This window comes from Hyphomonas sp. (genome assembly GCF_017792385.1).
GTDB lineage: Bacteria > Pseudomonadota > Alphaproteobacteria > Caulobacterales > Hyphomonadaceae > Hyphomonas.
The window spans coordinates 3,549,720-3,575,090 of record NZ_CP051230.1; the positions used below are offsets into that span (position 1 = coordinate 3,549,720).

General features: G+C 62.9%; 26 protein-coding genes and 1 riboswitch. Of the genes, 14 read left to right on the plus strand and 12 right to left on the minus strand.

The window, feature by feature from the left end; genetic code table 11:
- The first annotated feature begins 7 nt into the window (after positions 1-7).
- On the plus strand, positions 8-328 hold the full coding sequence (locus HF955_RS17170) for a 2Fe-2S iron-sulfur cluster-binding protein (protein ID WP_291076848.1): 321 nt from the start codon (positions 8-10) through the stop codon (positions 326-328).
- Between the two features lie 134 nt (positions 329-462).
- On the plus strand, positions 463-1,251 hold the full coding sequence (locus tag HF955_RS17175; RefSeq protein ID WP_291076849.1) for a thioesterase family protein: 789 nt from the start codon (positions 463-465) through the stop codon (positions 1,249-1,251).
- Between the two features lies 1 nt (position 1,252).
- On the opposite strand, the gene HF955_RS17180 is transcribed toward HF955_RS17175, so the two are convergent.
- A complete protein-coding gene (locus tag HF955_RS17180; protein WP_291076850.1) occupies positions 1,253-2,146 on the minus strand; it encodes a toll/interleukin-1 receptor domain-containing protein in 894 nt (297 codons plus the stop codon).
- Between the two features lie 148 nt (positions 2,147-2,294).
- Between HF955_RS17180 and ychF the strand changes: the two genes are divergently transcribed.
- The gene (ychF, locus tag HF955_RS17185; RefSeq protein WP_027836337.1) at positions 2,295-3,392 is read left to right on the plus strand and encodes a redox-regulated ATPase YchF; all 1,098 of its coding nucleotides are present in this window, start codon (positions 2,295-2,297) and stop codon (positions 3,390-3,392) included.
- Here ychF and HF955_RS17190 read toward each other — a convergent pair whose 3' ends face one another.
- Together HF955_RS17190 and HF955_RS17195 are read right to left on the minus strand one after the other, a co-directional pair.
- On the minus strand, positions 3,393-4,457 hold the full coding sequence (locus HF955_RS17190) for an acyltransferase family protein (RefSeq protein ID WP_291076851.1): 1,065 nt from the start codon (positions 4,455-4,457) through the stop codon (positions 3,393-3,395). It lies immediately after the preceding gene.
- Positions 4,458-4,488: 31 nt separating this feature from the next.
- The gene (locus HF955_RS17195; RefSeq protein WP_291076852.1) at positions 4,489-5,505 is read right to left on the minus strand and encodes a hypothetical protein; all 1,017 of its coding nucleotides are present in this window, start codon (positions 5,503-5,505) and stop codon (positions 4,489-4,491) included.
- A 218-nt stretch (positions 5,506-5,723) separates the two neighbouring features.
- Between HF955_RS17195 and cobT the strand changes: the two genes are divergently transcribed.
- The 11 genes from cobT (at position 5,724) to cobD (ending at position 16,902) form a co-directional block, all read left to right on the plus strand.
- Positions 5,724-6,761 (plus strand): nicotinate-nucleotide--dimethylbenzimidazole phosphoribosyltransferase, encoded by a 1,038-nt coding sequence (cobT, locus tag HF955_RS17200; protein WP_291076853.1) that lies wholly within the window; start codon positions 5,724-5,726, stop codon positions 6,759-6,761.
- Positions 6,758-7,516, plus strand: coding sequence for an adenosylcobinamide-GDP ribazoletransferase (gene cobS, locus HF955_RS17205; RefSeq protein WP_291076854.1), 759 nt, complete (start codon positions 6,758-6,760; stop codon positions 7,514-7,516). Before cobT ends, cobS begins: the two co-directional genes overlap by 4 nt.
- Entirely contained in the window at positions 7,507-8,049 is a 543-nt protein-coding gene (cobC, locus tag HF955_RS17210) for an alpha-ribazole phosphatase (protein WP_291076855.1), read from the plus strand. The genes cobS and cobC overlap by 10 nt, the downstream gene beginning before the upstream one ends.
- Positions 8,046-8,648 (plus strand): cob(I)yrinic acid a,c-diamide adenosyltransferase, encoded by a 603-nt coding sequence (gene cobO, locus HF955_RS17215; RefSeq protein ID WP_291076856.1) that lies wholly within the window; start codon positions 8,046-8,048, stop codon positions 8,646-8,648. Before cobC ends, cobO begins: the two co-directional genes overlap by 4 nt.
- 56 nt (positions 8,649-8,704) lie before the next feature.
- Positions 8,705-8,894: riboswitch (cobalamin riboswitch) on the plus strand.
- 162 nt (positions 8,895-9,056) lie between these two features.
- Positions 9,057-10,904: a TonB-dependent siderophore receptor gene (locus tag HF955_RS17220; RefSeq protein ID WP_291076857.1), complete on the plus strand. Its 1,848-nt coding sequence runs from the start codon at positions 9,057-9,059 to the stop codon at positions 10,902-10,904.
- A gap of 7 nt (positions 10,905-10,911) precedes the next feature.
- A complete protein-coding gene (locus tag HF955_RS17225) occupies positions 10,912-11,739 on the plus strand; it encodes an ABC transporter substrate-binding protein (protein WP_291076858.1) in 828 nt (275 codons plus the stop codon).
- A complete protein-coding gene (locus HF955_RS17230) occupies positions 11,736-12,728 on the plus strand; it encodes an iron ABC transporter permease (protein ID WP_291076859.1) in 993 nt (330 codons plus the stop codon). The genes HF955_RS17225 and HF955_RS17230 overlap by 4 nt, the downstream gene beginning before the upstream one ends.
- Complete coding sequence (locus HF955_RS17235; protein WP_291076860.1) at positions 12,721-13,482, plus strand: ABC transporter ATP-binding protein; 762 nt, start codon at positions 12,721-12,723, stop codon at positions 13,480-13,482. The genes HF955_RS17230 and HF955_RS17235 overlap by 8 nt, the downstream gene beginning before the upstream one ends.
- On the plus strand, positions 13,479-14,963 hold the full coding sequence (locus tag HF955_RS17240; protein ID WP_291076861.1) for a cobyric acid synthase: 1,485 nt from the start codon (positions 13,479-13,481) through the stop codon (positions 14,961-14,963). The genes HF955_RS17235 and HF955_RS17240 overlap by 4 nt, the downstream gene beginning before the upstream one ends.
- Positions 14,963-15,913, plus strand: coding sequence for an adenosylcobinamide-phosphate synthase CbiB (cbiB, locus tag HF955_RS17245; protein WP_291076862.1), 951 nt, complete (start codon positions 14,963-14,965; stop codon positions 15,911-15,913). Before HF955_RS17240 ends, cbiB begins: the two co-directional genes overlap by 1 nt.
- On the plus strand, positions 15,910-16,902 hold the full coding sequence (gene cobD / locus HF955_RS17250) for a threonine-phosphate decarboxylase CobD (RefSeq protein ID WP_291076863.1): 993 nt from the start codon (positions 15,910-15,912) through the stop codon (positions 16,900-16,902). Before cbiB ends, cobD begins: the two co-directional genes overlap by 4 nt.
- Here cobD and cobU read toward each other — a convergent pair.
- The 9 genes from cobU to ccoN are packed head-to-tail and all read right to left on the minus strand — an operon-like array spanning position 16,892 to position 25,355.
- Positions 16,892-17,401, minus strand: coding sequence for a bifunctional adenosylcobinamide kinase/adenosylcobinamide-phosphate guanylyltransferase (gene cobU, locus HF955_RS17255; protein ID WP_291076864.1), 510 nt, complete (start codon positions 17,399-17,401; stop codon positions 16,892-16,894). The two genes, cobD and cobU, sit on opposite strands and share 11 nt — an antisense overlap.
- 50 nt (positions 17,402-17,451) lie before the next feature.
- Positions 17,452-17,604, minus strand: coding sequence for a cbb3-type cytochrome oxidase assembly protein CcoS (gene ccoS, locus HF955_RS17260; RefSeq protein ID WP_291076865.1), 153 nt, complete (start codon positions 17,602-17,604; stop codon positions 17,452-17,454).
- A gap of 6 nt (positions 17,605-17,610) precedes the next feature.
- Positions 17,611-19,854 (minus strand): heavy metal translocating P-type ATPase, encoded by a 2,244-nt coding sequence (locus HF955_RS17265; RefSeq protein ID WP_291076866.1) that lies wholly within the window; start codon positions 19,852-19,854, stop codon positions 17,611-17,613.
- A complete protein-coding gene (locus tag HF955_RS17270) occupies positions 19,851-20,363 on the minus strand; it encodes a FixH family protein (RefSeq protein WP_291076867.1) in 513 nt (170 codons plus the stop codon). The genes HF955_RS17265 and HF955_RS17270 overlap by 4 nt, the downstream gene beginning before the upstream one ends.
- Positions 20,360-21,832 carry a cytochrome c oxidase accessory protein CcoG gene (ccoG, locus tag HF955_RS17275; protein WP_291076868.1) on the minus strand — a complete coding sequence of 491 codons (1,473 nt, stop codon included), beginning with the start codon at positions 21,830-21,832 and terminating at the stop codon, positions 20,360-20,362. The genes HF955_RS17270 and ccoG overlap by 4 nt, the downstream gene beginning before the upstream one ends.
- A gap of 8 nt (positions 21,833-21,840) precedes the next feature.
- A complete protein-coding gene (ccoP, locus tag HF955_RS17280) occupies positions 21,841-22,725 on the minus strand; it encodes a cytochrome-c oxidase, cbb3-type subunit III (RefSeq protein ID WP_291076869.1) in 885 nt (294 codons plus the stop codon).
- On the minus strand, positions 22,718-22,879 hold the full coding sequence (locus HF955_RS17285; protein WP_027836355.1) for a cbb3-type cytochrome c oxidase subunit 3: 162 nt from the start codon (positions 22,877-22,879) through the stop codon (positions 22,718-22,720). Before HF955_RS17285 ends, ccoP begins: the two co-directional genes overlap by 8 nt.
- A 12-nt stretch (positions 22,880-22,891) precedes the next feature.
- Positions 22,892-23,662: a cytochrome-c oxidase, cbb3-type subunit II gene (gene ccoO / locus HF955_RS17290; RefSeq protein ID WP_291076870.1), complete on the minus strand. Its 771-nt coding sequence runs from the start codon at positions 23,660-23,662 to the stop codon at positions 22,892-22,894.
- 10 nt (positions 23,663-23,672) lie between these two features.
- Positions 23,673-25,355 (minus strand): cytochrome-c oxidase, cbb3-type subunit I, encoded by a 1,683-nt coding sequence (gene ccoN / locus HF955_RS17295; protein WP_291076871.1) that lies wholly within the window; start codon positions 25,353-25,355, stop codon positions 23,673-23,675.
- Positions 25,356-25,371 lie beyond the last annotated feature (16 nt).

A 25,371-nucleotide genomic window follows, 5' to 3' on the forward strand; every position in this document is an offset into this window, starting at 1 on the left:
CCCGCAAATGGCGAAAATTACCTATATCGACCACGAAGGCACGGAACGTGTCGTTGAGGCCCAGAATGGCGAAACCGTGATGGAAGCGGCGATCAAGAATTCCATTCCCGGAATTGATGCCGATTGCGGCGGCGCCTGCGCCTGTGCCACGTGCCATGTCTATGTGGACGCGGCCTTCATGGACAAGGTCGGCGAGCAGGAAGAGATGGAGAAATCCATGCTCGACTTCGCTGAAAACGTTCAGGACAATTCCCGCCTGTCCTGCCAGATCACCGTTTCGGATGAGCTGGACGGGCTGAAGGTCACCACGCCGGAGAGCCAGCACTAGGCTGACCCAATGAGATCATCCAGCGCCCCGGTCTCTGGCCGGGGCGCTTTTTATTGTCGCGTGACCTCGCGTCACGAGTTGGTTCCATTCCGGAACTGAGTATGTATGCGCAGAGTATCGCAAGGAGGTTGGCCATGGATTTCGAAACGCTCATTCAAGGCGGCAGACAGACGGGCGCGCACGCAATGGCGTTTCATGTCCCGGAAACCTGGATGCAGGGGCGCACCACTTATGGCGGCCTGACATCGGCCCTCTGCCTTAAGGCTGCCATGCCGACCTCCGGCGGACGCCCGATCCGCTCGGCGCAGATCGCGTTTGTCGGACCGGTGTCCGGCGATGTGGAGTGCACGGCCACCCTGCTGCGCGAAGGCAAGAACACCGTGTTCACCAGCGTGCGCATGATGGGCGAAACGGGCGTCGCGGCGGAAGCCATTTTCGCGTTCGGAACCCATCGGGAGTCGCGGCTGAACTTCGCTCACCTGCCCGCACCGGCCGTGTCGGCACCAGAGGAAACCGTGTCGTTCTTCGGCGACTCGCCGCGACGGCCGGCATTCACGCGAAACTTCAACATGCGCCTCGTCCAGGGAAAACCGCCCATGTCCGGCGCGGCGGAGGCCGACATGTCGCTCTGGATGCGTCACAAGGATGGTTCGGTGGCGCCGGATGCCCTGTCCGTGCTGGCGCTGGCCGACGCGCCACCTCCTGCTGCAATGGCCATGCTGAGCGAGCCTGCCCGCATCAGTTCGATGACCTGGATGGCCGAGTTCCTCACAGATGACATCCGGACCGAGGATGGCTGGTTCCTCGCGCGGCACGTCGCGGAGGCCTCCAAGGATGGCTACAACAGCCAGGCCATGACTTTGTGGAACACGTCCGGCGACCCCGTAATGATCGGTCGCCAGACGATTGCCGTTTTTGCCTGACCTAGTCCTGCGGTGCCGGCGTGTCCGTGTCATTGACGATGGGACCGGGTTCCAGCACGCGGAGCAGCGAGGCAGGAACCTCGCCCGCCGGGCAGGCTTCGGTCAGCGTGTAGGCATTGCCGACGCCCGGCGCAGCCGCCTGAACCGGTGCGGTGATGGTCTGCGACCGGAAGATCCAGCTGAGCAGGAACATGGCGAACACGGCCGCAGCAACCGCCGCGATCGTCCCCCATCCCATGCCGAGGTCCGGCTTTTCCGGTTCGCCGACGGGACGGGCGGGACGGCTGGCGGACGAGGTTGCCGTCGTGGCGGGCTTGACTGAAGCCTTCGCCAGCGCGGCGGCGCTGGCCGTTTCGGCGGCGGGCGCAGGCTTGATGCCCATCGCCTTCTCACGCTTTTTCTTCGCATCGATGGCAAGTGGGTCATCGGGGTGCGCGGCGAGCCAGTCTTCGCGGGCCTCTTCATCCTTGGAGCCGAAGCCCATCCACTGGCGCAGATCGGAGCGACCGTCACGCGCGCCCAGTTCCTCGACCACCTTGTAGAAGCCTTCCGGCATCTTGCGGGAGGTCATGCCCTCGATCGAGAATCGCTTGTCGCTCTTGAACGGCTCGTAAGGGATGGTCTTGTCGAGGCTGACCTGAGCCAGCATGCCCGGCCGGGAATGACCGACAGACGCCGCAGCACGCACCCAGTCGCTCTTCACGGCATGTTCGGACCACATGACCAGCATGTATTTGGAGTTTCCGGCATTGCGGGCATCCTTGGCATCGAAGGTCGTGTCGGTCTGCTTCTGGTCGAACCAGACCTTGAACTTCAGCGACCGCAACCGGCGGGCGACCAGCTTGGCCATGTCCCGGTCTTCGATCGCAGATACAAGAAAAACATCGTACGCCATGTGCGCGCCACCTCTTGAAGTAACCGGCCAAGCATACTCATAGACCCTTAACATTCCACCCAATTCCGCTTTCAGGCGACTAATCGGGCTGTTTTTCGGCTGAGAATACGGCTAGTTGCGCGGCGAACCAGTTATCGAGGAGACCGGCATGGGCTTCAAATGCGGCATCGTGGGACTTCCCAATGTGGGCAAGTCCACGCTCTTCAACGCGCTCACCCAAACCGCTGCCGCGCAGGCCGCGAACTATCCCTTCTGCACCATTGAGCCGAATGTCGGCGAAGTGGCCGTTCCGGAACCGCGCCTGAAGAAGCTGGCGGAAGTGGCAGGGTCGAAGGAGATCATTCCGGCTCGCATGAACTTTGTCGACATTGCCGGACTGGTCGAGGGCGCCTCGCAGGGTGAAGGCCTTGGCAACAAGTTCCTGGCCAACATCCGCGAGACGGATGCCATCCTGTATGTACTCCGCTGTTTCGAAAATGACGACATCACACATGTCAGCGGAAAGGTGGATCCGATTGCCGATTTCGAAGTCGTCGAGACCGAGCTGATGCTGGCGGACCTGGAGAGCCTGGAAAAGCGCAAGGCCAACGTCATCAAGAAGGCCAATTCCGGCGACAAGGAAGCCAAGGCCCAGGTCGCCCTGATCGATCTGGCCCTCAATGAACTGACGAATGGGCGCCCGGCCCGCCGCGCCGATGTTCCGAAGGATGACCTCAAAGCCTGGAACATGCTGCAGCTGCTGACGTCAAAGCCGGTCCTTTTTGTGGCCAATGTCGACGAGGAAAGCGCCGCAACCGGCAATGCCTATTCTGAGCAGGTTGTGGCCCGCGCCAAAGAAGAAGGCGCAGCCTGTGTGGTGATTTCCGCGCAGATCGAATCCGAACTGGCGATGCTGGATGAGCCGGATCGCAGCGAATATCTCGAAACGCTCGGCCTGGAAGAGCCGGGACTGTCGCGCTTGATCCATGCAGGCTACACGCTGCTGGGCCTGCAGACCTATTTCACGGCAGGCCCGAAAGAGGCCCGCGCCTGGACAATCCGCAAGGGCTGGACCGCTCCGAAGGCGGCCGGTGTCATCCACGGCGATTTCGAGAAGGGCTTCATTCGCGCCGAAACCGTCGCCTATGCGGACTACATCGCTCATGGCGGTGAAGCCGGTTCAAAGGATGCGGGGAAAATGCGTTCGGAAGGCAAGGACTACATCGTTCAGGATGGCGATGTGATGCTGTTCCGCTTCAATGTCTGATCATTTCGCCGGCAGCGCAGCCCGCTGACGGGCGTGGCGGCTGCCGGCAAGGCTGGCCCATGCCGGACGCTCGTACAGAATGCGCAGGGGCGTGTTGCGGATCAACGCATGGAAGGCCAGCGGCAGGCCGACCGCCACCAGAAGTGTGAGAGCGCTGGTCCATCCGATCCCGCCGAACAGCGCGCCCGTGCGCGGCAGGACGAGCCGCTCGATGGCGAGCAACGGGAAGACAAAGCTGAGATAGATAACGATCGAGTACTGGCCGCAATAGCGCAGGAAATCCGCCATCCGGAACCGGGTCAGCAGGGCCGAGGCCACGCACACCGCTGTGGCGCCGGCCATGCCGAGCAGGAAGCTTGTCAGGAATTCCTCTTGCAGGCCGAGCGTGACGGCCCACCAGTTCATGCCGCCCCACACAAGAAGGCCCACCAGGCCGGCAAGTGGGGCTTGTGCGGCCCGACCGGCGAACCGGAAGATCTGCGGCGCGAAGGCATAGCCCATGAAGAAATAGACGTAGCGATTGGCGAACCGGTCAATCACGCTGAAGCCGGTATCGATGAAGCCCAACTGGTAGAGGGACTGCAGCAGGAAGGCGCCGGCAAACACCATCCAGACCGGCAGATGCCGCACAAGGCGCGTGACGACGTAGAAGATCGCCAGCATGTGCACGAACCAGAGCGAATTTGACGGCTCAACGAAGCTGAATGCCCAGAGTTTCAGGGCGTAGGCCGGATGGGCCACCAGTGTGTCGTACTCGACGACCGGGAATTGCAGCGCCAGCCAGAGCACATAGAAATAGATGAAATGCACCACTTTGCGGTCGACATAGTCCAGCAAGGGTCCATGAATGCTGCGGCTGAGGAACAGACCGGCGACGAGAAAGAAATCCGGCATCCGGAAAGGACGCGCGAAATCAACGACCGCGTGCATCCAGCCCTGACCGTCCAGCACATGCTCAACGCCATAGACCGTATGCATCATCACGACGAGGATGATGCAGATACCCTTGGCATAATCGACCCAGTCGACACGCTCATTCTGTGAGGCAATCGGGTCAGTGGACATTTGATATCTCCGTCAGGTCATCCGGGCATGCTCAGGCAGGAATTGCGGTCACGACTGAAAGCGGCGATTGCTGTGCCGCGGAAGACTTCAGGCAGGTAGCCATCCAGTCGAAGGAGCGGTTCACACGGTCGACCGCCCGCCTTTCTTCCGACAATACGCTCTGTACGCCGTCAGGCAGCCAGAAATAGGGATTTGCCTCCCAGATGATTACCTGCCCGTTCGGGCGCAGACTGTAGTCTACAGCAGCAAAATCGAGGCCGAGCGCGCGCACCGCAGCGACGAGGTCCGCCCGCCCGAATACAGGGGTCGCGAAATATTGCAGGTCTACCGCGATCAGTTCATCCAGCAGTGTCGCATTGTATCCAGCCTTCCGCGCCAGCGAACGGACCCGCCCGGCTTCGCGCGTGAACAGGCAGTTCGACAGGCCGACAATCGGACTCTCAGAGAAAAACAGGTGGCTGGCCATGACCTGGTCGCCGAAGACGAAGGCGCGCGCCTTGTGATGATAGCGCCGGAAGAGGTCTGAGCATCTGGCCGTGCTGTCGCGATACTCCTGACGGATGTCATGCATGCGCAACACTGCAGCAGCGCCGCTCCGGATCGGGGGCATCCTGTCGAGATCGGACTTGGCGCGCAGGATGGCGACATCCCGCTGCGCGTGCTCTTCATCGCCGCGCACAATGCAGGGATAGCCGATGGCTTCGATCGCTGCCGGCAGCTGTGACATATCCCGGACCGGAGCCACATTGGCGCTGGGAACGCCGCATTCATTCCATATGCGGGCCTGGCTGGTCTTGGACGTGTTGCTGAGCCCGTCCGGATGGTTGATCACCTTGAGCCCCCGGAAGGCGGCTTCCTTCGCGATATCCATGGCATCGAGATAGCAGGTCGGGTATTTCTGCTTCAGGGGGTCGCCAAGCCAGAAGAGCACCGTCCCGATGTCTGAAAAATCCGGAGTTCCGGTGCAGGTCGCATGGATGCGGATATCGTGGAACAGGGGATCATTGGTGGCGACGAGGCGTTTGAGGAAAACGTCACCTGTTGGCACATGACGGCCCCGCCCTGGCCCGTGGACCACCATCAGAATCTTTCGTTTTGCAACTGCGTGCATATGTGTCGATTTCCCTAGAACGAGACAGGGCCGGTCGGCCGGGTCCTGTTGCGGGAATTACGCAAAACCCGTGCCAGTCCAGGCGCACCTGTACAAGCGGCCCTGCCCCGGCCTACAACCTGCCGCACCCGACCCGATGCAGGACCCAACACAGCATGTCTTCCCCTCCGCCCCTGTCAGCCCCAGAGACCGATGCGACACTGGAAACCCGGATTGCAGCGGCAATTGATGGAAAGACGAAACCCTTGGGTGCGCTGGGGGCGATTGAGCCGCTGGCCGCCCGGATTGCGCAAATCCAGGGAACCCTGATGCCGCGGGCCGATACGTGCCGCCTGACGATCTTTGCGGCCGATCACGGCATGGCCCGAGCAGGCGTCTCGGCGTTTCCCCAGGATGTGACCCGGCAGATGGTGTTCAATTTCCTGACGGGCGGCGCAGCGGCCAATGTCTTCGCACGCTCCGTCGGCGCCGACGTGCAGGTCGTGGACGCCGGGGTCGCGGGTGTGCCGATTGAGCATCCCGACCTGATCTCGCGCCGCATGGGCGACGGCACCGCCAATGCCATCGAGGGCCCTGCCATGACATCTGCCGTGTGTGACGCCGCCTTGTCGGCCGGCATGACACTCGGCCGGGAGGGTCAGGTGGCCGTGGCGTGTTTTGGCGAAATGGGCATCGGGAATACATCCTCCGCGAGCCTGGTGGCGGCCAAGATCCTTGGCGTACCGGTGAGCGTGCTGACCGGCCGGGGCACGGGCCTGGACGATGCCGGACTGGACCGGAAACGCGCCCTTCTGGAACAGGCTGCGGCGCGAACGGGGCCGGATCTGGATGCCCATACGGCGCTGCAGCACTTTGGCGGGTTCGAGATCGTCATGATGGCGGGGGCCATGATGGGCGCCGCGGAGACCGGCAGGATCGTTCTGGTCGATGGATTCATCGCATCAGTCGCGGCCCTTGCCGCCGTCCGGATCGCACCCGAATGCCGGACCAACATGGTCTTCGCGCACCAATCCGCCGAGGCGGGCCACAGGCGCGTGCTGACAGCGCTGGACGCCGCCCCCCTGTTGCAGCTGGACATGCGGCTGGGCGAAGGCACGGGCGCCCTGCTGGCCTTCCCGCTGGTGAGAGCAGCTGCCGACATGCTGCGCGACATGGCGAGCTTCGAAAGCGCTGGCGTCAGCGGACCGGCATGAAGGGCGAGTGGGCCAAATTGGTTCTGGCGGCGCAGTTCCTGACGCGTCTGCCACTGCGGACGGATCGGCTGTTCTCGGCCGGGCGGATGGCCGACGCACCGCGCTACTTTCCTCTGGTGGGCCTCTTGATCGGTGTCGCAAGCGCGGGGGCGTACTGGCTGGCGGCACTGGCGCTGCCGCATCTGGTTGCGGTGATTGTGGCGATCAGTGCCGGCCTGTTGCTGACCGGGGCATTCCATGAAGACGGCCTGGCCGACACGTTCGACGGCATTGGCGGCGGCCTGACGCGCGACCAATCCCTTGAAATCATGAAAGATAGCAGGCTCGGGACCTATGGCACGGCCGCGCTGGTCGGGGCGCTGGCGCTGAAGGCGGCAGCCCTGGCCGCAATGCCGCCATTCTGGGTCATTGCCAGCCTGCCGCTGGCACATTGCGCATCGCGCCTGTCAGCGGTGCTGGTCATCGCCACGAGCCGCTATGTGCGGGAGGAAGATACAGGCAAACCGGTCTCGCAGGGACTGTCATCAGCAAGCCTCGGTGTGGCCAGTGTCATTGGGCTCGGAGCCGTTTCAATCAGTCTCATCTGGTGCCAGCCCATTGCACTGGTTTCCGGACTGGCCCTGATGGGTGTCATGCATGTCGCGATGCGGCTCATGTTCGAACCGAAGCTTGGCGGCTATACCGGCGACACGCTCGGCGCGGTGCAGCAGGCGAGCGAGATCGGCTTTTATCTCGGCGTGCTCGCATGGCTCTGACCCTGCTGCGCCATACAACGCCCGATGTGGCCGCCGGCATCTGTTATGGACGGACCGATCTCGAACTGGCCGCCAGTTTCGAAGCGGAAGCCCGCCAGGTCGTGCACACATTGCCGGGCGTCGACCGCATCATCTCCAGTCCGCTCCGCCGGTGCGCGAGTCTGGCCGATTTTGTCGGACAACGGACGGGCTTGTCCCCCATTCATGATGACCGGCTGGTGGAGATGGATTTCGGACGTTGGGAGATGCAGGCCTGGACAGACCTGCCCCGTCATGAACTCGACGCCTGGGCGGCAGACTTTCTGGACGCCCGGCCGCATGGCGGGGAAAGCGTCGCGGAGCTGACGGCACGCACGCACTCTGCCATCACCGACTGGAACGCGCCCGACCAGCACACGCTGGTGGTGACCCATGCCGGGGTGATCAAGGCGATCTTTGCGGCATTGGGAGGAGCCCATCATTATCGCAGCACGATCTCGTATGGCGGTCAGGTCACGCTGCTCGAACACGCTGAAAGGAATGCCCCGACATGACGGACGACACCGACCATACCGAAAAGATGAAGGCACTGCAGGCCGAGCAACGCAAGAAGACGGAGGCCGCCAGCGAGCCGGACCGGGGGCTGGTTCTGGTGCACACCGGCAATGGCAAGGGCAAGTCGAGTTCTGCCTTCGGCGTGATCGCCCGCGCCCTAGGCTGGGGCCAGAAGGTCGGCGTGGTCCAGTTCATCAAGGGCAAGTGGATCACCGGCGAGCGGCAATTCTTCAGAAGATTCCCGGACCAGCTGGACTGGCACACAATGGGCGAAGGCTTCACCTGGGACACACAGGACAAGACGCGCGACATTGCGGCGGTCGAAGCCGCCTTTGCGCGGGCGACGGAGATGATGGCGAGTGGCGCCCATGATCTGGTCGTGCTGGACGAGATCAATATCGCCATGCGGTATGACTATCTGTCGACCGAGGCCGTTCTGAATGGCCTGAAGGCGCGGGCCGACCAGACCAGTGTGATCCTGACCGGACGCGACGCCAAGCCTGAGCTCTGCGACTATGCCGACCTTGTCAGCGAGATGGTCGAGATCAAGCATCCCTTCAAGGCGGGATTGAAAGCCAAGCGCGGGGTCGATTTCTGAGCAATTTGCCGCGCATCCTGTCGCGCTGTCAGTATTGACAGCCCGAGGGGCTTGCAACATTACCAGCGTCAGATGGTGCTTTCTGCAAGGAAAGCTAAGAGGGAAGCCGATGAGAATTCGGCGCTGTACCCGCAACTGTGAGCCGGGAGTTGAAGGCCAAGATGCCACTGGAGCAATCGCTCTGGGAAGGCGGCCGGAGACGCGGATCGGTGAGCCAGGAGACCTGCCATCGCGTCGTTCGTCCGGAGGCCGGGAATAGTTCTCAGCGGGCGGGAAGGCACTGATGCCTCTCCTTCGTAACGACACCTGAACCCTTGGGCCTGGCCGTCCGCACCGTTCCCCGGTGAGGCCAGATTGTCGTTATGAACTGCATCCACCATTCGGGCGGCTGGGATGCGAGGAAAACACATGTTGTACAAAACCGCCCTGCTGGGGGCTGTCGCCATGGGCACGTCCCTTGTGGCTGTTGCGCAGGAGACGCCGCAGGAAGACACAAGGCTGGACACGATCATCGTCGATGGATCGCGCCTCGACCAGACGCTGACCGAGATCGGCTCCAGCGTTTCGGTGATCACCAGCGAGGATATGGATGAATTGGGCGTCGATTTCGCCCTGGACGCTGTCGCAACAGCGCCCGGCGTGACGATCAACCAGAATGGCGCGTTTGGCGGCAGCGCAAGTGTCCGCATCCGGGGCGCATCCTCGGACCAGACCCTCGTCCTGATCGATGGCGTGCCTGTCAGCGACCCGACCGGAACGGGCGGCGGCTACAATTTCGCCTATCTCGACACGGACAATATCGAGCGGATCGAAGTGCTGAAAGGTCCACAATCCACGCTATGGGGTAGTGACGCGATTGGCGGGGTGGTGTCCATTACCACGAAACGGCCAACAGAAGGTTTCTCGGGATCTGTTTTCGGAGAGTATGGGTCGTTCAACACAGTGCGCGGCGGCGCGACAATCAGCAATGCGAATGATGCTGGCGATTTCCGGATTGCAGCGACCGGCCTGACGACCGACGGCATTTCGAAGGCCGATGAAGACAATGGCAACACGGAAGATGATGCCTACGACTCCCAGACAATTGCTGCGCGGGGAGGCCTGAACCTGCCCGGCAGCGTCCGTCTCGAATCCAGCCTTCTGTGGAGCAATGCCGAGTCGGAGTATGACAGTTATTCAGGGGGCGCGCAGGGCAATGTCGCCGATGGCGACGAGGTGACGAATTCGGAAACCCTATCCGGGAACATCACGCTGAAAGCACCGCTGTTTGACGGTCTGCTCGATAATCTCGTTCAGGTCGGATACTCCGACATCGAGCGGGAAAACAGGTCCAATGGCGTTCAGAGCTACCATACCGAGGGCGACCGGGCCCTGTTCCGTTACCAGGGCACATTGAACATCAACGAGGCCAACAAGCTGGCCTTTGGTGCAGAGCGGGAGGAAACCAGCGCGAACTCGGACGAAACCTCCGTCGACAGCCTGTTTGCCCTGTACGAGTTCAAGCCCGTTGACGATCTCACGCTGACCGGCGGGCTGCGCATGGATGACCATGAGACATTCGGATCTGAAACGACCGGACGGGTCGCGGCGGCCTGGACCGCTACGGACCAACTGGTCGTGCGCGCAAGCTGGGCTCAGGGCTTCAAGGCGCCGAGCATCTTCCAGTCGACCTATATCTGCTCTTTCTGCGGACTGACCGAACCGAACCGGAACCTGAAGCCAGAGACCTCCGAAGCCTATGATATCGGCGTGCAGTGGCACTCTGCCGATCAGCGCCTGATGCTGGGGGCGACCCTGTTCGATCAGGAAACCGAAAACCTGATCGATTTCTCCTTCACCGCAGGCTATGACAATATTGCCTTCGTGGAGTCCCAAGGCGTGGAAATGGTGGGGGCCTACACATTCACGAGCTGGCTGAATGTCTCGGCGAACTACACCTATATCGACGCCGAGGATGGCGATGGCAATGAACTCGCCCGGCTGCCGGAGACATCTGCCAATGTCACGGTGTCATTCGACCCAGAAGGCCCGATCTCCGGCGCGGTGCTGGTACGTTACAATGGCGAGGAAGCCAACACGAATGGTACCGACCTCGACAGCTGGACGCGGCTTGACCTGACTGGCAGCTACGACCTGAATGACAAGGTGGAGTTGTATGGACGGATCGAAAACGTGTTCGACGAGGACTATCAGCAGATCCTCGGCTATGGCACGCCGGGCACATCGGGCTCACTCGGCCTGCGCCTTCGGTTCTAGGCCCTGAATGTCGAGACTGACTTCCCTCCTGCTCGCCCTTACCCTGTCCGCCTGCGGACAAGTGAAGGGGGCTGCGCCTGAGCGGCCTGACCACCCCCTGCGGATTGTCAGTCTCGACTATTGCGCGGACCAATATGTCCTGAAACTGATCGACCGCGACCGGATTCTGGCTTTGTCGCCGGACGCCGGTCGGGAATTCTCCTATATGCGGGATGCGGCCATTGGCGTTGCGACTGTACGGCCCGTGGCGGAGGATGTGCTGATCCTGAAGCCGGACCTGGTTGTACGCGCCTATGGCGGGGGACCGAACGCATCTGCCTTTTTTCAGAAGGCGGGCGTCCCCGTCGTGGACATTGGCTGGACACCGGACATTCCGGCGGTGATGGAGAACACGCAGCGCATTGCTGACGAATTGGGTGAGCCGGCGCGCGGCGCCGCCGTGAACGCCGAGATGCAGGCGCGTCTGGACCGGCTGCAAAGGCGCGCGCAGACGCGCACCGCGCTCTACATGACCCCTGCGGGCGTGACCACCGGTCCCGGCTCCCTTATCCATGAGATGATCGAGACGGCCGGCCTGACCAACATGCAGACCGATGCAGGGTGGCGTTCCCTGCCCCTCGAGACCCTTGCCTATGAGACCCCGGACGTGGTGGCCGCCGCTTTCTTTGGAGCAAGAACCAATCATCCCGATGCGTGGAGCCCGATGAAACATCCCGTCGCGCGCGATCAACTGACGAAGAGTGAAGTCGTGTCCCTGGAAGGGGCGTGGACATCCTGCAGCGGCTGGTTCCTGATGGATGCAGTCGAGGCACTTGCGGAGGGCATGACCGAATGATCCGGGAGCGCTTCCTTCTGCCCGGCCTGATTGCAGCCAGCCTGCTGGCCATCATTGCTGCCTGTTTCCTCGGATCGACCTCCCTGCCGATCGACCGCCTGCTGGGAGCACTGTTTGGCGGCGCGGATGCTGGCGACCGGCTGGTGGTCTGGCAGATACGCCTGCCTCGCGCGCTGGCGGCCTATATTGTGGGCGCAGCGCTTGGCATCAGCGGGGCGGCGCTTCAGGGCTTGTTGCGAAATCCTCTCGCCGAGCCCGGCGTGCTGGGCGTGTCTGCCTCGGCCTCCCTGATGGCCACATTCTCCCTGTATTACGGGATCGCCTCCATCACGCCGTGGGCCCTGCCGATCGCGGCCATCATTGGCGCCTTGTCGGCGACCGCAGTGATCACGCTCGCTGCCTTGCGGACCCAATCGGTGGTAACCCTGATCCTGATCGGGGTGGGCCTTTCCAGTTTTGCCGGGGCGGCCATGAGCCTGCTCATGAATCTGGCACCCAATCCCTTTTCCCTGTCGGACATGATCAACTGGATGCTCGGTTCAGTCGCCAATCGGAGTTTTGACGAGATCATGTTGGCCGGACCCTTCATTCTGGCGGGTGCCCTGATCCTGTTCACAACCCGGCGCGGCCTATCGGCGCTGACACTGGGCGAGGAAGCCGCCAGCGGGATCGGCCTGGATCTGCAGCGCCAGCGCATCTTGACGGTTGTCGGCGCAGGCCTTGCCACGGGCGGCGCCGTGGCCCTGGCTGGGGCTATCGGTTTTGTCGGCATCGTGGCCCCGCACATAATCAGGCCGCTGGTGGGGCATGATCCGGCACGCTCCCTGCTTCCATCTGCGTTGCTGTCCGGCCTGATCCTTGTTCTGGCCGACATCTTCATCCGGCTGGTTCCGACCAATTCGGAATTGAAGCTGGGCGTGGTTGCGGCCCTGATCGGGGCGCCGGCCTTTGTCTGGATCGCCATGCAGAGGCGGGCCGGCCATGAGTGAGCTTGTCGTACAAAGCCTCAGCGTCCGGGCAGACAGGACGTCCTTGGTGGACACGGCCAGCTTTTCGCTCGCGCCGGGCGAATTCGTTGCTCTGCTCGGACCCAATGGTGCAGGCAAGACGAGCCTGATCCGGGCAGCTATCGGCCTGCAGGCGGCCAGCGATGGCGTTGCCCAGCTCGGCGGCCGGCCCGTGCGGATGATGACGCCGGCCGAGCGTGCCCGACAACTGGCCTATCTTCCCCAGACCCGTCCACTGGCCTGGCCGAATTCGGTACGGGACGTGGTGTCACTCGGACGGTTCGGTCATGGTGCGGCTCTGGGACGCCTCAAGGGACAGGATGCCGAGGCCGTCGACCGAGCCCTTGCGGCCTGCGGCCTGAGTGATCTGGCAGAGCGAAAGACGAATACGCTGTCCGGCGGTGAACTGGCGCGCGTGCATTGTGCACGGGCTTTCGCGGCCGAAGCCCCCCTGCTGATAGCGGACGAGCCCATCGCCGCGCTGGACCCGCGCCAGCAATTCCGCATTCTCGACCTGATCCGCGCCTATGTGGAGCAAGGCGGCGGCGCCCTGGTTGTGCTGCACGATATCCAGCTGGCGGCGCGCTACGCCTCGCGGATGATCTGGATGAAGGCGGGCCGGATCGTGGCGGACGGCTCCCCGGCAGAAACGCTGACGGCAGATCGGATGAGAGACATTTACGGCGTGGCCGCGCGTATCGACGGAACCAGTGTCCATATCGAGGGGGCCGCGTGACGTCACGCGCGCTGATGTTGCAGGGCACCGGCTCGGATGTCGGGAAGTCCGTGCTGACGGCCGCGCTGTGCCGGATTGCCCGTCGGCGCGGGCTCAGCGTGGCGCCGTTCAAGCCACAGAACATGTCTAACAATGCTGCGGCCTGTCCGGCGGGAGGAGAGATCGGTAGAGCGCAGGCGCTGCAGGCGCGCGCAGCAGGACTGGACCCGCATACGGACATGAACCCCGTCCTGCTGAAGCCGCAAACCGACAGGGCGGCGCAACTGGTTGTGCACGGCAAGGCCGTCCGGGCCATGGAGGCCGCCGAATACATGGCGACCCGCGACGGCCTGATGGATGCCGTGATGGAGAGTTTTGACCGCCTCTCGGCCGCGCACGACCTGGTCATTGTGGAAGGTGCCGGCAGCCCGGCGGAGATCAATCTGCGCGACCGCGATATCGCGAATATGGGCTTCGCGCGGCGAGCCGGAGTTCCCGTCTGCCTTGTCGGGGATATCGAGAAAGGCGGCGTTATCGCGAGTCTCGTTGGTACACGGAGCGTTCTGGACAAGAAGGACGCAGCGATGATTCGCGCCTTTCTGGTGAACAAGTTCCGGGGTGACCCGGCTTTGTTTGACTCGGGCGTGAGCGAGATCGAAGCGCGTACGAAGTGGCCCTGCCTGGGAGTCATCCCGTGGCTGGCGGCAAGCGCGAAACTCCCGGCCGAGGATGCCGTCGTGCTGGAGGCTGCGCGCCCCGCACAAGGCGGCGTCTTGAAGATTGCCGCGCCGATGCTGTCGCGCATCGCAAACTTCGACGATGCCGACCCGTTGAAGCTGGAACCCGGAGTGCAGTTCGACTGGATCGCGCCGGGCCGGTCCATACCGAGGGACACGGACATCGTGATCCTGTTCGGAACCAAGTCGACGCTGGGCGATCTCGCCTTTCTGAGAGAGCAGGGCTGGGACCATGACATACTCGCCCATGCCCGCGCGGGCGGTCATGTGCTGGGCATTTGCGGGGGCTACCAGATGCTGGGCCGGCGGGTGTCGGATCCGCACGGCGCTGATGGCGTGCCCGGCGATGCGGCGGGGCTCGGTCTGCTGGACGTCGAAACGGTGATGACACGGCACAAGGATGTGCGCCCGGTTTCAGGGGCAGAGTCGTTTCTGGGCAGCACACTGTCAGGCTACGTCATCCATGCCGGGCGCACGACCGGTGCGGACACGGCGCGGCCTTTCGCCCGCTTTGACCGGGAGACGGACGGCGCCCGCAGCGCGACTGGACGTATTGCCGGTACCTATCTGCACGGCGCCTTTGCGAGCGATGCGTTTCGGCGCGACTGGCTGGAACAGGCCGGCATCACCGGTGCGTCCGGGCTCGACTATGATGCCGCCGTGGAGACAGCGCTGGACGAGTTGGCCGATGGCGTGGAAGCCGCGGTGGACGTCGAAGCGCTGCTGGGGCTCGCACAACCGCCCGGCTGGCGCCGGAAGGGCTGATGAGCTCCGCGGCACTCATGCTTGGCGCCTGGGCCATCGAGGCCGTGATCGGCTGGCCGCAGCCGCTCTATCGCCGGATCGGTCATCCGGTCAGCTGGCTGGGCTGGATCATCGCGCGTCTGGAGACCTTGCTGAACCGGCCCGCCTGGCCCCATTGCGCGCGGTACATGTCGGGGGCGACCATGACCTGCCTTCTGGTGGCGGGCGTTGCTGGACTGGCCTCGGCAATATCCCGGGCGCTGCCGGACACGGTGCCGGGATTTGTCATCGAGGCGGCGATGGCATCATCCCTGATTGCATCACGCAGCCTGCATGCGCATGTTGCCGATGTGGCACGACCGCTGATGGCCGGCGACCTTGAAACCGCGCGGCAGGCCGTGGCACGGATTGTCGGGCGCGATCCGGCCTGCCTGGACGAAGCCGGCATTGCGCGCGCCGGGCTGGAGAGCCTGTCGGAGAATCTGTCGGACGGGGTGATCGCACCTGTGGTCTGGGGCCTGGCTTTCGGCCTGCCGGGCATCGCTGCTTACAAGGCCGTCAACACGCTGGACTCCATGATCGGGCATCGCAGCCCTCGCTACGCCGCGTTCGGAGGATTTGCCGCGCGCCTGGACGATCTGGCAAATCTGGTTCCGGCGCGCCTGTCGGGCCTGCTGATCGTGGTGTCCGCGGCCAGCCTGAGCGCTGCCCGCCTTATGGTGCGGGATGCCGGCCATCATCGCTCGCCGAATGCCGGTTGGCCGGAGGCGGCGATGGCCGGCGCGCTGAATGTGCGCCTGTCCGGACCGCGCAATTATGGTGGATGCGAGAGCGCCGAGCCCTGGTTGAATGCCGGAGCAGAAGATCCCCTGCCAGCCGATATGCGGCGCGGCCTGACTATCTACAAACGGGTGTGCGGACTGGCGCTTGCCTGTCTGGCCGCGCTGGCCGTGCTGGAGGGGGCGGGATGACCGGAGACCTGTTGCATGGCGGCGCTCTCGACCGGATGCAGGCGGCATTTCCCGATAGCCCGCGCCCCTGGATCGATCTGTCGACCGGGATAAACCCCTGGCCCTATCCGGCCCCTAAACCGTCTCCGGAGTGCCTGCAGCACCTGCCGACTCGCGCCGCGCGGGATCGCTGCCGTCACGCCATGGCGCAGGCTTTCGGAGCCCCGGAAGACAGCCTGGTTCTGGCGCCAGGCAGCGAGTTGCTGATCCGCCTGTTGCCGCAATTGATTTCGCCGAAACGTGTCGCACTCCTGAACCCGACCTATGGTGATCATGCACAGGTCTGGCGGCGCGCGGGCGCGGTCGTCATCGAGACGGACGCGCCCCTGGTGCTGGCGGACACAGTGGATGCAATTGTCCTGTGCAATCCCAACAATCCGGACGGGAGACAGTTTTCGCCGGAGGAGCTGGAAACGGCACGCGAGACGCTGGCCCGGCGCGGTGGCTGGTTGATCGTCGACGAGGCCTATGCCGATCTCGACCCGTCTCTCAGCGTCGCGGGATCAGGTGGCGCAGCGGGATTGATCGTGCTGCGGTCATTCGGGAAATTCTTCGGGCTTGCCGGCGTGCGGTTGGGCGCCGTGCTGGCCCCAGCCCGCATACGCGCCACCCTGTGCGACCTGCTGGGCGAATGGCCGGTCTCAGGCACCGCGCTGGAGCTTGGCGCACATGCCTATGAGGATCATGCGTGGCAGAGTTGCGCGCGGCTGAATTTGACGGCAGCGCGGGAGCGACTGGATAACATCCTGCTGAGCGCCGGATTCCCATACATTCAGGGGACTGATCTGTTTCGGCTGGTGACGTGCGACGACGCACATGAGACCTGGCGATTGCTGGCCGAGGCCGGACTCTATGTCCGGCGCTTTGCATGGTCTGGTCACATGCTGCGGATCGGCCTGCCGGCGACGCTGCAGGCAGAGCGCCGGCTGAAAGAGGCGCTTATCCCTTGAGCTGGAGCGGCAGGCCTGCCGCAACAAACTCGACCCGGTCACAGACATTCGCGACGCGCTGGTTCAGGCGGCCCTGCGCATCCCGGAATGACCGCCCAAGCGGAGTGTCCGGCACGAGGCCGAGACCGACCTCATTGGACACGAGGACAAGGTCAGACGAGCACGATTGAATCGCCTTGCACAAAGCGTCGGTTTCGGCGTCCACATCCCGCTCATGATGCTTCAGGTTTGACAGCCAGAGTGTCAGGCAATCGACCAGTAGAACTGTCTGCGCTCCTGCGCCCGACGTGATGGCGGAGACCAGATCGAGCGGTTCCTCCAGCGTGCGCCAGTCATCTCCGCGGTCCTGTTGATGATGGCGGATCCGGTCTTCCATTTCCGCATCCAGCGCTTCGGCGGTAGCGATGTAAACGCGATGGGGTGCGGCGGCTTCTGCAAGCGCTTGCGCGCGGGCGCTTTTACCGGAGCGCGCGCCGCCGAGGATCAGAATGCTGGTCATGGTGCCTCCATGCCAGCCGACGGCCCGTTGCGCAAAGGATTCCCGCCTACTCAGGCGGGATGGTCGTTGTCGTCATCCAGAATGCGATAGGCCGGGCCGTCCATGTCCTCGAACTGTCCGGACCGGATCGACCAGATGAAGGCGACGAGGCCCAGCAGGCCAAGGGCCAGCGCGACCGGAATGAGATAGACGATGATCGACATGGCAGCTTAGCTTTCGATGCGGAGACGTATGGCGTTCAAGGTCACGATAATGGATGAAAGCGACATGGCAATCGCAGCGACCAGGGGCGTGACGTGTCCGGTGACGGCGATTGGCACGGCAATGACATTGTAGAGCGCGGCCAGCGCAAAGTTCTGGCGCATCACGTTCCGAGTCCTGTTGGCAACGCGCAGGATCAGCGGAATGGCCTCAAGTCCGCCGCTATAGACGGCATCGCTGGCGGACTGTGTGATGTCGATGGCCGCGCCCGGCGCCAGCGACGCATGCGCAAGCGACAGCGCCCCCGCATCATTCAGACCATCCCCCACCATCAACACTTTCCGGCCCTGCGCGCGCAGCGCTTCAAGCCGGGATACCTTTTCCTGCGGCGAGGCCCCGGCGGTCCAGTCCTCGATGGCGAGCCGGCCGGCGAGTGGCGCGACCGCCCCTGCCTGGTCGCCCGACATTATCTCCATGTCGACGCCACCGGCGCGCAGCGTATCCAGCGCGCCCAGTGCCCCCGGCTGGACATCATCCACAAACACGAACCGGACATGCGGGGCGGACCCGCGCGCCAGCCACAGGACGGGCCCGCCGACAGGCGAATCTTTTTCCGCGCCGATCCAGGCCGAAGAGCCGAGCCGCCAGACCTCCCCCTCAATATCGGCCTCCAGGCCCCGGCCTGCCACTTCCTGCACGTCTTCCTGCGCCTGGCCCGGCCCGGCAACCGCGACAAGGGCGCGTGACAAGGGATGGTGGCTGACCCGGGCGAGGCGCGCAGCGTCCGCAAGGCATTCACGCGCCTCTGCGCTTTCCAGCGGGACAGACTGTCCGTCAACCTCGATACGGTCGAGCTTGGGAATGCCCAGCGTCAGTGTGCCGGTCTTGTCGAACACGATGTGATCGATCTCGGCGAGCCGTTCGAATGCATCACCCGACCGGAGATAGATCCCATTGCTGAACAGGCGGCCGGCCGCGACGACCTGCGCAACCGGCGCGGCCAGCGCCAAGGCACAGGGGCAGGTGATGATCAGCGTGGCGGCAGCAATCATCAGGGCGTCCGGAATGCTGGCGCCCATCACCAGCCAGCCAATACAGGCCAGCGCCGCTGTCGCATGAACGAAGGGGACGTAGATCGACACGGCCCGGTCTGCGATCCGGCGATAGGCGGAGCGCCGCTGTTCACCCGCTTCCAGCATGTCGCCGATCTGTGACAAGAGGGATTCTTCTGCGACCTTCAGGGCCTCTCCCTGCACCGGCGCGGACACATTGATTGCGCCCGCATGCAGCACCATGCCCGGTGAATAGGTGCGCGGCACAGACTCGCCCGTGACAAGACTTTCATCCACATCGCTGATGCCGGACACGATGCGAACATCGACCATGGCGCGCTCCCCCGGCGCCAGCAGGATCCGGTCCCCCGGCACAATTTCACTAGCGGCCACGGAGCGTGTGTCGCCCGACGCACCAAGGCGTGTCACGGCGCTGGTCTGCATCGCCGCCAGCGCATTCGCAGCCGCATGGGCCTGACGCCTCAGCCGGGCATCGAGAAACCGCCCGATCAGCAGGAAGAAACACAGCATCACCACGGCATCGAAATAGGCGTGCTCGCCGCCGCGCAGCGTTTCGAACACACTGACCCCGAACGCCAGGGAAAGCGCCAGCGAGATCGGCACATCCATATTCGCATGACCATTGCGAAGCGCTGACCAGGCGGAGCGGAAGAAGTGACGCCCGGAGAACAGAAGCACCGGCAGAGCGATCACGCCGGACAGGGCATGTAGGGTTTTCCGGGTCGCCTCTCCCATTTCGCCGTGTCCCGCCCAAACCGAAACCGACAGGAGCATGATGTTCGCAGCGGCAAAACCCGCCACGCCCATGGAGATCAGGAGCGCGCGCTCTTCTCGTGCCTTTTCAACGGCAGCCCCATCATCCGCCTGGGCCGCAACACCATAACCGAGATCCGATATGGTTTGCGCCACACGGTCTGCTGACAACGGACCGGTCCAGCGTACCCGCATGCGGCCATTGGAGAGGTTCAGGCGGGCGGCCGTAACGCCGGGCAATCCGGATACAGCCTTTTCTATCTTGCTGAGGCATCCTCCGCATTTCGCGCCCCGAACCACGAGATCGAGGGCATTTTCGTCACCGCTCTTGCGGACGAAGCCGGCAAAACCCGATTTGGACTGGCTGGCCGATGCCGGCGCCAGCCCGGACGGACATCCGGGCGCGGTGGAAACGGCGGTTGTCATGGCAGGATCGTGATCCGCTTGTCCGCAATGAATTTCACACTGCCCGTTTCCGAATCCAGGACTTCGAACCTCACGTCCCAGCGGCCGACCTCGAGCCGGGAAACATCAGACACATACTCCCCTGCGCCGGACGGCTGAAGCACAAGCATCTGGTCTCCGGTGTCGCTGGCAGCCCGGCGGAGCTGGGCGGTGACATGATAGGACGACAAGGATTCGCCAGTGGCATCCGACAAGCGGAAGACGAGACGGTCATCCTCGACGCCCGCCGCGGCCTGCCAGCCGAGCGCCTGCTGCGCCGCCTTTGCCTGCAGCGTGGAATTGTAGTCCAGCCCCTGCAAATAGGATTTCTTGACGTCCTCACCCGGAAAGCTGGTGATGGCGTGATAGAGAAACACACCATTGACGGCGAACATGACGCCAAAGAAGCCGAGCATGATGAACAGGACATGCCAGCCTGTAAGCCTGCCCCGTGCCGGCCCGTTCTTCGCGTTCAAGACTTGTCCTGTCATTGTTCAGCTCCTCTGAAGGACGACACATTCACATCTGCTTCCCCGGTTTCGGCATCCTTGACGGTGAAGGTCACCTGGCGGCGGGGCGCGCCCGCTTCGGCAGCCACAAGGATGCGGTAACGATCCACACCGAAGGCCTCGACCGGCAGTTCCAGCGTGTCACCGCCATCATGCTCCATCCCGATCACCTTGAAAGACAATGCATCAAGACCGGTGACATCGAGCAGCATGGTACGCGGTTCACTGGCCTTGTTGACGAGTTTCAGCGTGTAACCGTTCTGGATCCGACCGTCCGACAGGAGGACATAGGGCGGTGAGCGATCCTTCAACACATTGGCCTCAAGCGTGGACTTGGTCGCCAGCCCCCATACCATCAGCACACCAATAACCGTCATGACGACGGCATATAGCAGGGTACGCGCCCGAATGATCTTGTGCTTTGGCGGTGTCTGGCCAGCATTGCGAGCGGCCACGGCGAGTTGAGTGTCGTAGGCAATCAGCCCCTTGGGGCGACCGATCTTGACCATCATCTCGTCACAGGCATCGATACAGAGGGCGCAATGGATACACTCCAATTGTTCGCCGTCACGAATGTCGATTCCCATCGGGCAAACCTGCACGCACTGGTTGCAGTCGATGCAGTCGCCCCGTTCGTCCCAGTTTTCCGATTTGCGCTTGGGTCCGCGCGGTTCGCCCCGGTCATAGCGATAGGTGACGTTCAGGGCCTGCTCGTCTGTCAGCGCGCCCTGGATGCGCGGCCAGGGGCACATATAGGTGCACACCTGTTCGCGCATCGTCCCTGCCAGGAAATAGGTCGTAAGGGTGAGAATGCCGGCGAACCAGTAAGCCGTCAGGGGCGCTTCGCCCTTGAACCAACCGGCCGCGACCGTCGGTGCATCATGCCAGTAGAGAATGAAGGCACCCCCGGTCCAGAAGGCGATGACCAGCCACACGACATGCTTGCCGAGCTTTCGCGAAAGCTTGTTGAGGGACCATGGTGCCTTGTCGAGACGCATGCGCGCGGCGCGGTCGCCCTCGAAAGCCCGCTCCACCCAGATATAGAGATCCGTCCACACCGTTTGCGGGCAGGTATATCCGCACCAGACCCGGCCAAGCAGAGACGTGACCAGGAACAGCAGCAGCGCAGCGAGGATGAGCCCCCCGGCCATGAAGTGGATGTCCTGCGGCCACAGTTCGATGAAGAAGAAGTAGAATTTCTCACTGGCGAAATCGGCCAGGACGGCCTGATCCGGAACGCCTTCCCCGCGGTTCCAGCGCAGCCAGGGCAATCCGTAATAGACCCCAAGCGTGACCGCCATGACAATCCATTTGACCGTCCGGAACTTGCCATGGGCCAGTTTCGGATAGATCTGCTTGCGCTTGGCATAAAGGTCTTCATGCCGCGGCGGCTCCCCACCCGGAGGGGTGGGGAGCTTGGCGGATGCATCGATGAGGGTCGTGCTGGCCATGGCCGGTGCTATTCGCCTCCGCTGAGAGAGTGAACATAGACGGCGATGGCCTTGATCGTGGCATCGTCGAGGCGGTCATCCCATGCCGGCATGTGCGAATTGCGGGCATTGTAGATGGTTGCCCGGATGTCTTCCTCACGGCTGCCGTACAGCCATTCGGCATCGGTCAGGTTCGGAGCGCCCTGGGCGCGATCTCCCGTTCCGTCCGCGCCATGACAGGTCACGCATTGCTGCTGGAAGATCGGCGCCGCGCGGGACACCGCTTCGGCATCGTCACTGCGGCCCGACAGGTTGAGCACATATTGCGCGAGATCGTCCACCTGGTGGCTAGTCAGCAATCCGTCGCGGCCAAAGGCCGGCATGGCGGAAAAGCGGGTGGCGTCATCTGCATCATGACGGATGCCATGGCGGATGGTGTACTCGATCCCGTCCAGAGATCCGTCCCAGAGCCAGACATCATCCGCGAGCGCCGGATAACCAATGGCGCCGCGCCCGCCTGCCCCGTGACATGTGGCACAATTGTCGCCGAAGGCACTCTCTCCCATGGCGAGTGCGAATTGCTGCAGGGTGCGGTCCGTCTCGATGGTTTCAAGATTGGCATCGAGCAGGACAACAGACTGCGCATCGCGCGCCGTCTGGAGGTCAGCCACGGCCTTGGCCACTTCCGCCCGGTCGGAATGGCCCCGAACACCCTTGGTGTTGGTGCCCATGCCCGGCAGCGCGGGGATGGCCGGCATGAGGATCATGTAGACGATGGCCCACGCGATCGTCATGTACCAGACATATAGCCACCAGCGCGGTAGCGGATTGTTCAGTTCCTTGATCCCGTCCCAGGAATGACCGGTCGTCTCGACGCCGGAATGCTGGTCGATATCCTTGGTCTCATCAGTCATTTGATGGCCCCTTGTCTTCAAGCGGAGAATGTGCGGCGCGGTCGAACGTGTCCTGATTGCTGGGCCAGAGCGCATAGGCCAGCGCCCCCAGGAACATCAGGACAAAATAGACCAGCCCGCCGGTCTGAGCGAAACTCGAGAGTGCTTCATACATGTGCGTGTCTCCCTAGCGCCGATTGTCGAGATCGTCGGCCTGATAGGTCGAGAAATCGACCAGTGTGCCGGTCATCTGGAGATAGGCCACGATGGCATCCATTTCGGTGATGCGGCGCGGATCTCCATCATAATCACGAAACTCCACCGTGCCCTCGCGGCCGGAGGCAGCGTCATACTGCTCCAGCAGACTGTCGAGATAGTCATACCCCTTCTCGTCCGGGTCGGCCTGAGCGTAGAGATGCCCCTCGGCATTCTCGATCATTTCATCCGTATAGGGTACTCCAAGCATGCGTTCGGTCCGGAGGCGCTCTTCGATCCGGTCGAAATTCAGCTTCTTTTCCGCCAGGAAGGCGTAAGGCGGCATGACGCTTTCAGGCACCAGGGCCCGCGGGTCCTTGAGGTGGTCCACCTGCCATTCGGCAGAATACTTGCCGCCAACACGGGCCAGGTCCGGCCCGGTCCGTTTCGACCCCCACTGGAAGGGGTGATCGTACATGCTCTCGGCGGCGAGCGAGTAGTGGCCATAGCGTTCGACCTCGTCCCGCAGCGGGCGGACCATCTGGCTGTGGCAGACATAGCAGCCCTCGCGGACATAGATGTCCCGGCCCATCAGCTCGAGCGGCGTGTAGGGACGCATCCCGTCCACCTTCTCGATCGTGTTGTCCATATAGGCCAGGGGCGCCATCTGGATCAGGCCGCCAATCGAGACGACGACGAGGATGCCGATGGTGAGGAGCAGCGAGTGCCGCTCCAGCAATCCATGCTTGTTCATGATGCTCATGGATACGCTCCTATTCAGCGGGAACCAGCGTCGTGCGCGGTTCGGGGGTTGCGTAGGGGTCGGGCTTGGCATCGACCGGCTCTGCGGCGCCATGGCCCAGCGCTGTGCGCACGAGGTTGTAGGCCATGATCAGGGCGCCGCTGAAGTAGAGCATGCCACCCAGCGCACGGATCATGTAGCTGATGTGCTTGGCCTCGACGGTCTCCACGAAGCTGTATTCGAGGAAGCCGTATTCATTGTAGGCACGCCACATCAGGCCTTCCATGATCCCGGCGAACCACATGGAGATCATGTAGAACAGGATGCCGATCGTGGAGATCCAGAAGTGCCATTCGACGAGCGATTTAGAGAACAGCGCCTTCTTCTTGTAGAGCCATGGCACGAGGCAATAGAGCGCGCCGAAGCTGATATAACCAACCCAGCCGAGCGCACCGGAGTGGACGTGGCCGATGCCCCATTCGGTATAGTGGCTCAGCGAGTTCACAGCCCGCACGGACATCAGCGGCCCCTCAAAGGTCGCCATGCCGTAAAAGGCGAGAGAGACCACCATCATCCGGACGACCGGGTCGGTGCGCAGCTTGTCCCAAGCCCCCGACAGGGTCATGACGCCATTGATCATGCCGCCCCAGCTGGGCATCCACAGCATCACCGAGAAGGTCATGCCGAGCGTCTGCGCCCATTGCGGCAGGGCCGTGTAATGGAGGTGGTGCGGACCTGCCCAGATATAGATGAAGATCAGGCTCCAGAAGTGGACGATCGACAGACGGTAGGAATAGACCGGCCGGTTCACGCGCTTCGGAATGAAATAATACATGATGGCCAGGAAGCCGGTGGTCAGGAAGAAGCCCACGGCGTTGTGACCGTACCACCATTGCGTCATCGCATCCTGAACCCCAGCGAAGACCTGCACGGATTTCGTCCCGGTCCAGCTGACCGGAATGGAAAGGTTGTTGACGATGTGGAGCATCGCAATGGTGACGATGAAGGACAGGTAGAACCAGTTGGCCACATAGATGTGCGGCTCCTTGCGCTTCCACAGCGTGCCAAGGAAGACCAGAAGGTAGGCAACCCAGACAATGGTCAGCCAGAGGTCCACATACCATTCCGGCTCTGCATATTCCTTCGACTGCGTCACACCGAGCAGATAGCCCGTCGCGGCGAGCACGATGAACATCTGATATCCCCAGAATACAAACCAGGGCCACATGCCACCAGCGATCCGGGTACGGCAGGTGCGCTGCACGACATAGAAACTGGTCGCGAGAAGCACATTGCCCCCGAACGCAAAGATCACCGCACTGGTGTGCAGCGGTCTCAGGCGGCCGAAATTCGTCCAGCCCCATTCGGGAAAGTAGAAGAGATTGGGGAAGGTCAACTGCAGCGCGATAACCACCCCGACCAGGAGGCCGGCAATGCCCCAGAACATGGATGCGAACACGCCATACTTGACCAGCGTGTCTTCATAGCGCGTCTCGTCAAATGGGTTGCGGTCAATGAGATTGCCCGCCCACATGCCGGTTCCGATCAGGAAGGCCGACACCATGGCGATAAAGGTCATCGCCTGTACGCCCATGGCAGGATCAATGGTACGTCCCGCGATGATCAGGGCCAGCACCCCGAAGATCGCGACCAGCGCAGAGACAGTGGCAATGCTCCCGCTGCTGGAATTGGTTGAGATGGTTTTAGGTATCATTTCTTTCGGCCCCTTC

Excerpts from the sequence above, each read along its gene's own strand:
- cobD (WP_291076863.1), top strand. The coding sequence starts at position 15,910 with ATGACCGGAGACCTGTTGCATGGCGGCGCTCTCGACCGGATGCAGGCG.
- HF955_RS17175 (WP_291076849.1), top strand. The coding sequence starts at position 463 with ATGGATTTCGAAACGCTCATTCAAGGCGGCAGACAGACGGGCGCGCAC.
- HF955_RS17235 (WP_291076860.1), top strand. The coding sequence starts at position 12,721 with ATGAGTGAGCTTGTCGTACAAAGCCTCAGCGTCCGGGCAGACAGGACG.
- HF955_RS17170 (WP_291076848.1), top strand. The coding sequence starts at position 8 with ATGGCGAAAATTACCTATATCGACCACGAAGGCACGGAACGTGTCGTT.
- ccoG (WP_291076868.1), bottom strand. The coding sequence starts at position 21,832 with ATGGCCAGCACGACCCTCATCGATGCATCCGCCAAGCTCCCCACCCCT.
- HF955_RS17225 (WP_291076858.1), top strand. The coding sequence starts at position 10,912 with ATGTCGAGACTGACTTCCCTCCTGCTCGCCCTTACCCTGTCCGCCTGC.
- HF955_RS17180 (WP_291076850.1), bottom strand. The coding sequence starts at position 2,146 with ATGGCGTACGATGTTTTTCTTGTATCTGCGATCGAAGACCGGGACATG.
- ychF (WP_027836337.1), top strand. The coding sequence starts at position 2,295 with ATGGGCTTCAAATGCGGCATCGTGGGACTTCCCAATGTGGGCAAGTCC.
- cbiB (WP_291076862.1), top strand. The coding sequence starts at position 14,963 with ATGAGCTCCGCGGCACTCATGCTTGGCGCCTGGGCCATCGAGGCCGTG.
- HF955_RS17285 (WP_027836355.1), bottom strand. The coding sequence starts at position 22,879 with ATGTATGAAGCACTCTCGAGTTTCGCTCAGACCGGCGGGCTGGTCTAT.
- HF955_RS17220 (WP_291076857.1), top strand. The coding sequence starts at position 9,057 with ATGTTGTACAAAACCGCCCTGCTGGGGGCTGTCGCCATGGGCACGTCC.
- cobS (WP_291076854.1), top strand. The coding sequence starts at position 6,758 with ATGAAGGGCGAGTGGGCCAAATTGGTTCTGGCGGCGCAGTTCCTGACG.
- ccoP (WP_291076869.1), bottom strand. The coding sequence starts at position 22,725 with ATGACTGATGAGACCAAGGATATCGACCAGCATTCCGGCGTCGAGACG.
- HF955_RS17190 (WP_291076851.1), bottom strand. The coding sequence starts at position 4,457 with ATGTCCACTGACCCGATTGCCTCACAGAATGAGCGTGTCGACTGGGTC.
- HF955_RS17270 (WP_291076867.1), bottom strand. The coding sequence starts at position 20,363 with ATGACAGGACAAGTCTTGAACGCGAAGAACGGGCCGGCACGGGGCAGG.
- ccoS (WP_291076865.1), bottom strand. The coding sequence starts at position 17,604 with ATGTCGATCATCGTCTATCTCATTCCGGTCGCGCTGGCCCTTGGCCTG.
- ccoN (WP_291076871.1), bottom strand. The coding sequence starts at position 25,355 with ATGATACCTAAAACCATCTCAACCAATTCCAGCAGCGGGAGCATTGCC.
- HF955_RS17230 (WP_291076859.1), top strand. The coding sequence starts at position 11,736 with ATGATCCGGGAGCGCTTCCTTCTGCCCGGCCTGATTGCAGCCAGCCTG.
- cobO (WP_291076856.1), top strand. The coding sequence starts at position 8,046 with ATGACGGACGACACCGACCATACCGAAAAGATGAAGGCACTGCAGGCC.
- cobT (WP_291076853.1), top strand. The coding sequence starts at position 5,724 with ATGTCTTCCCCTCCGCCCCTGTCAGCCCCAGAGACCGATGCGACACTG.
- ccoO (WP_291076870.1), bottom strand. The coding sequence starts at position 23,662 with ATGAGCATCATGAACAAGCATGGATTGCTGGAGCGGCACTCGCTGCTC.
- HF955_RS17265 (WP_291076866.1), bottom strand. The coding sequence starts at position 19,854 with ATGACAACCGCCGTTTCCACCGCGCCCGGATGTCCGTCCGGGCTGGCG.
- cobU (WP_291076864.1), bottom strand. The coding sequence starts at position 17,401 with ATGACCAGCATTCTGATCCTCGGCGGCGCGCGCTCCGGTAAAAGCGCC.
- cobC (WP_291076855.1), top strand. The coding sequence starts at position 7,507 with ATGGCTCTGACCCTGCTGCGCCATACAACGCCCGATGTGGCCGCCGGC.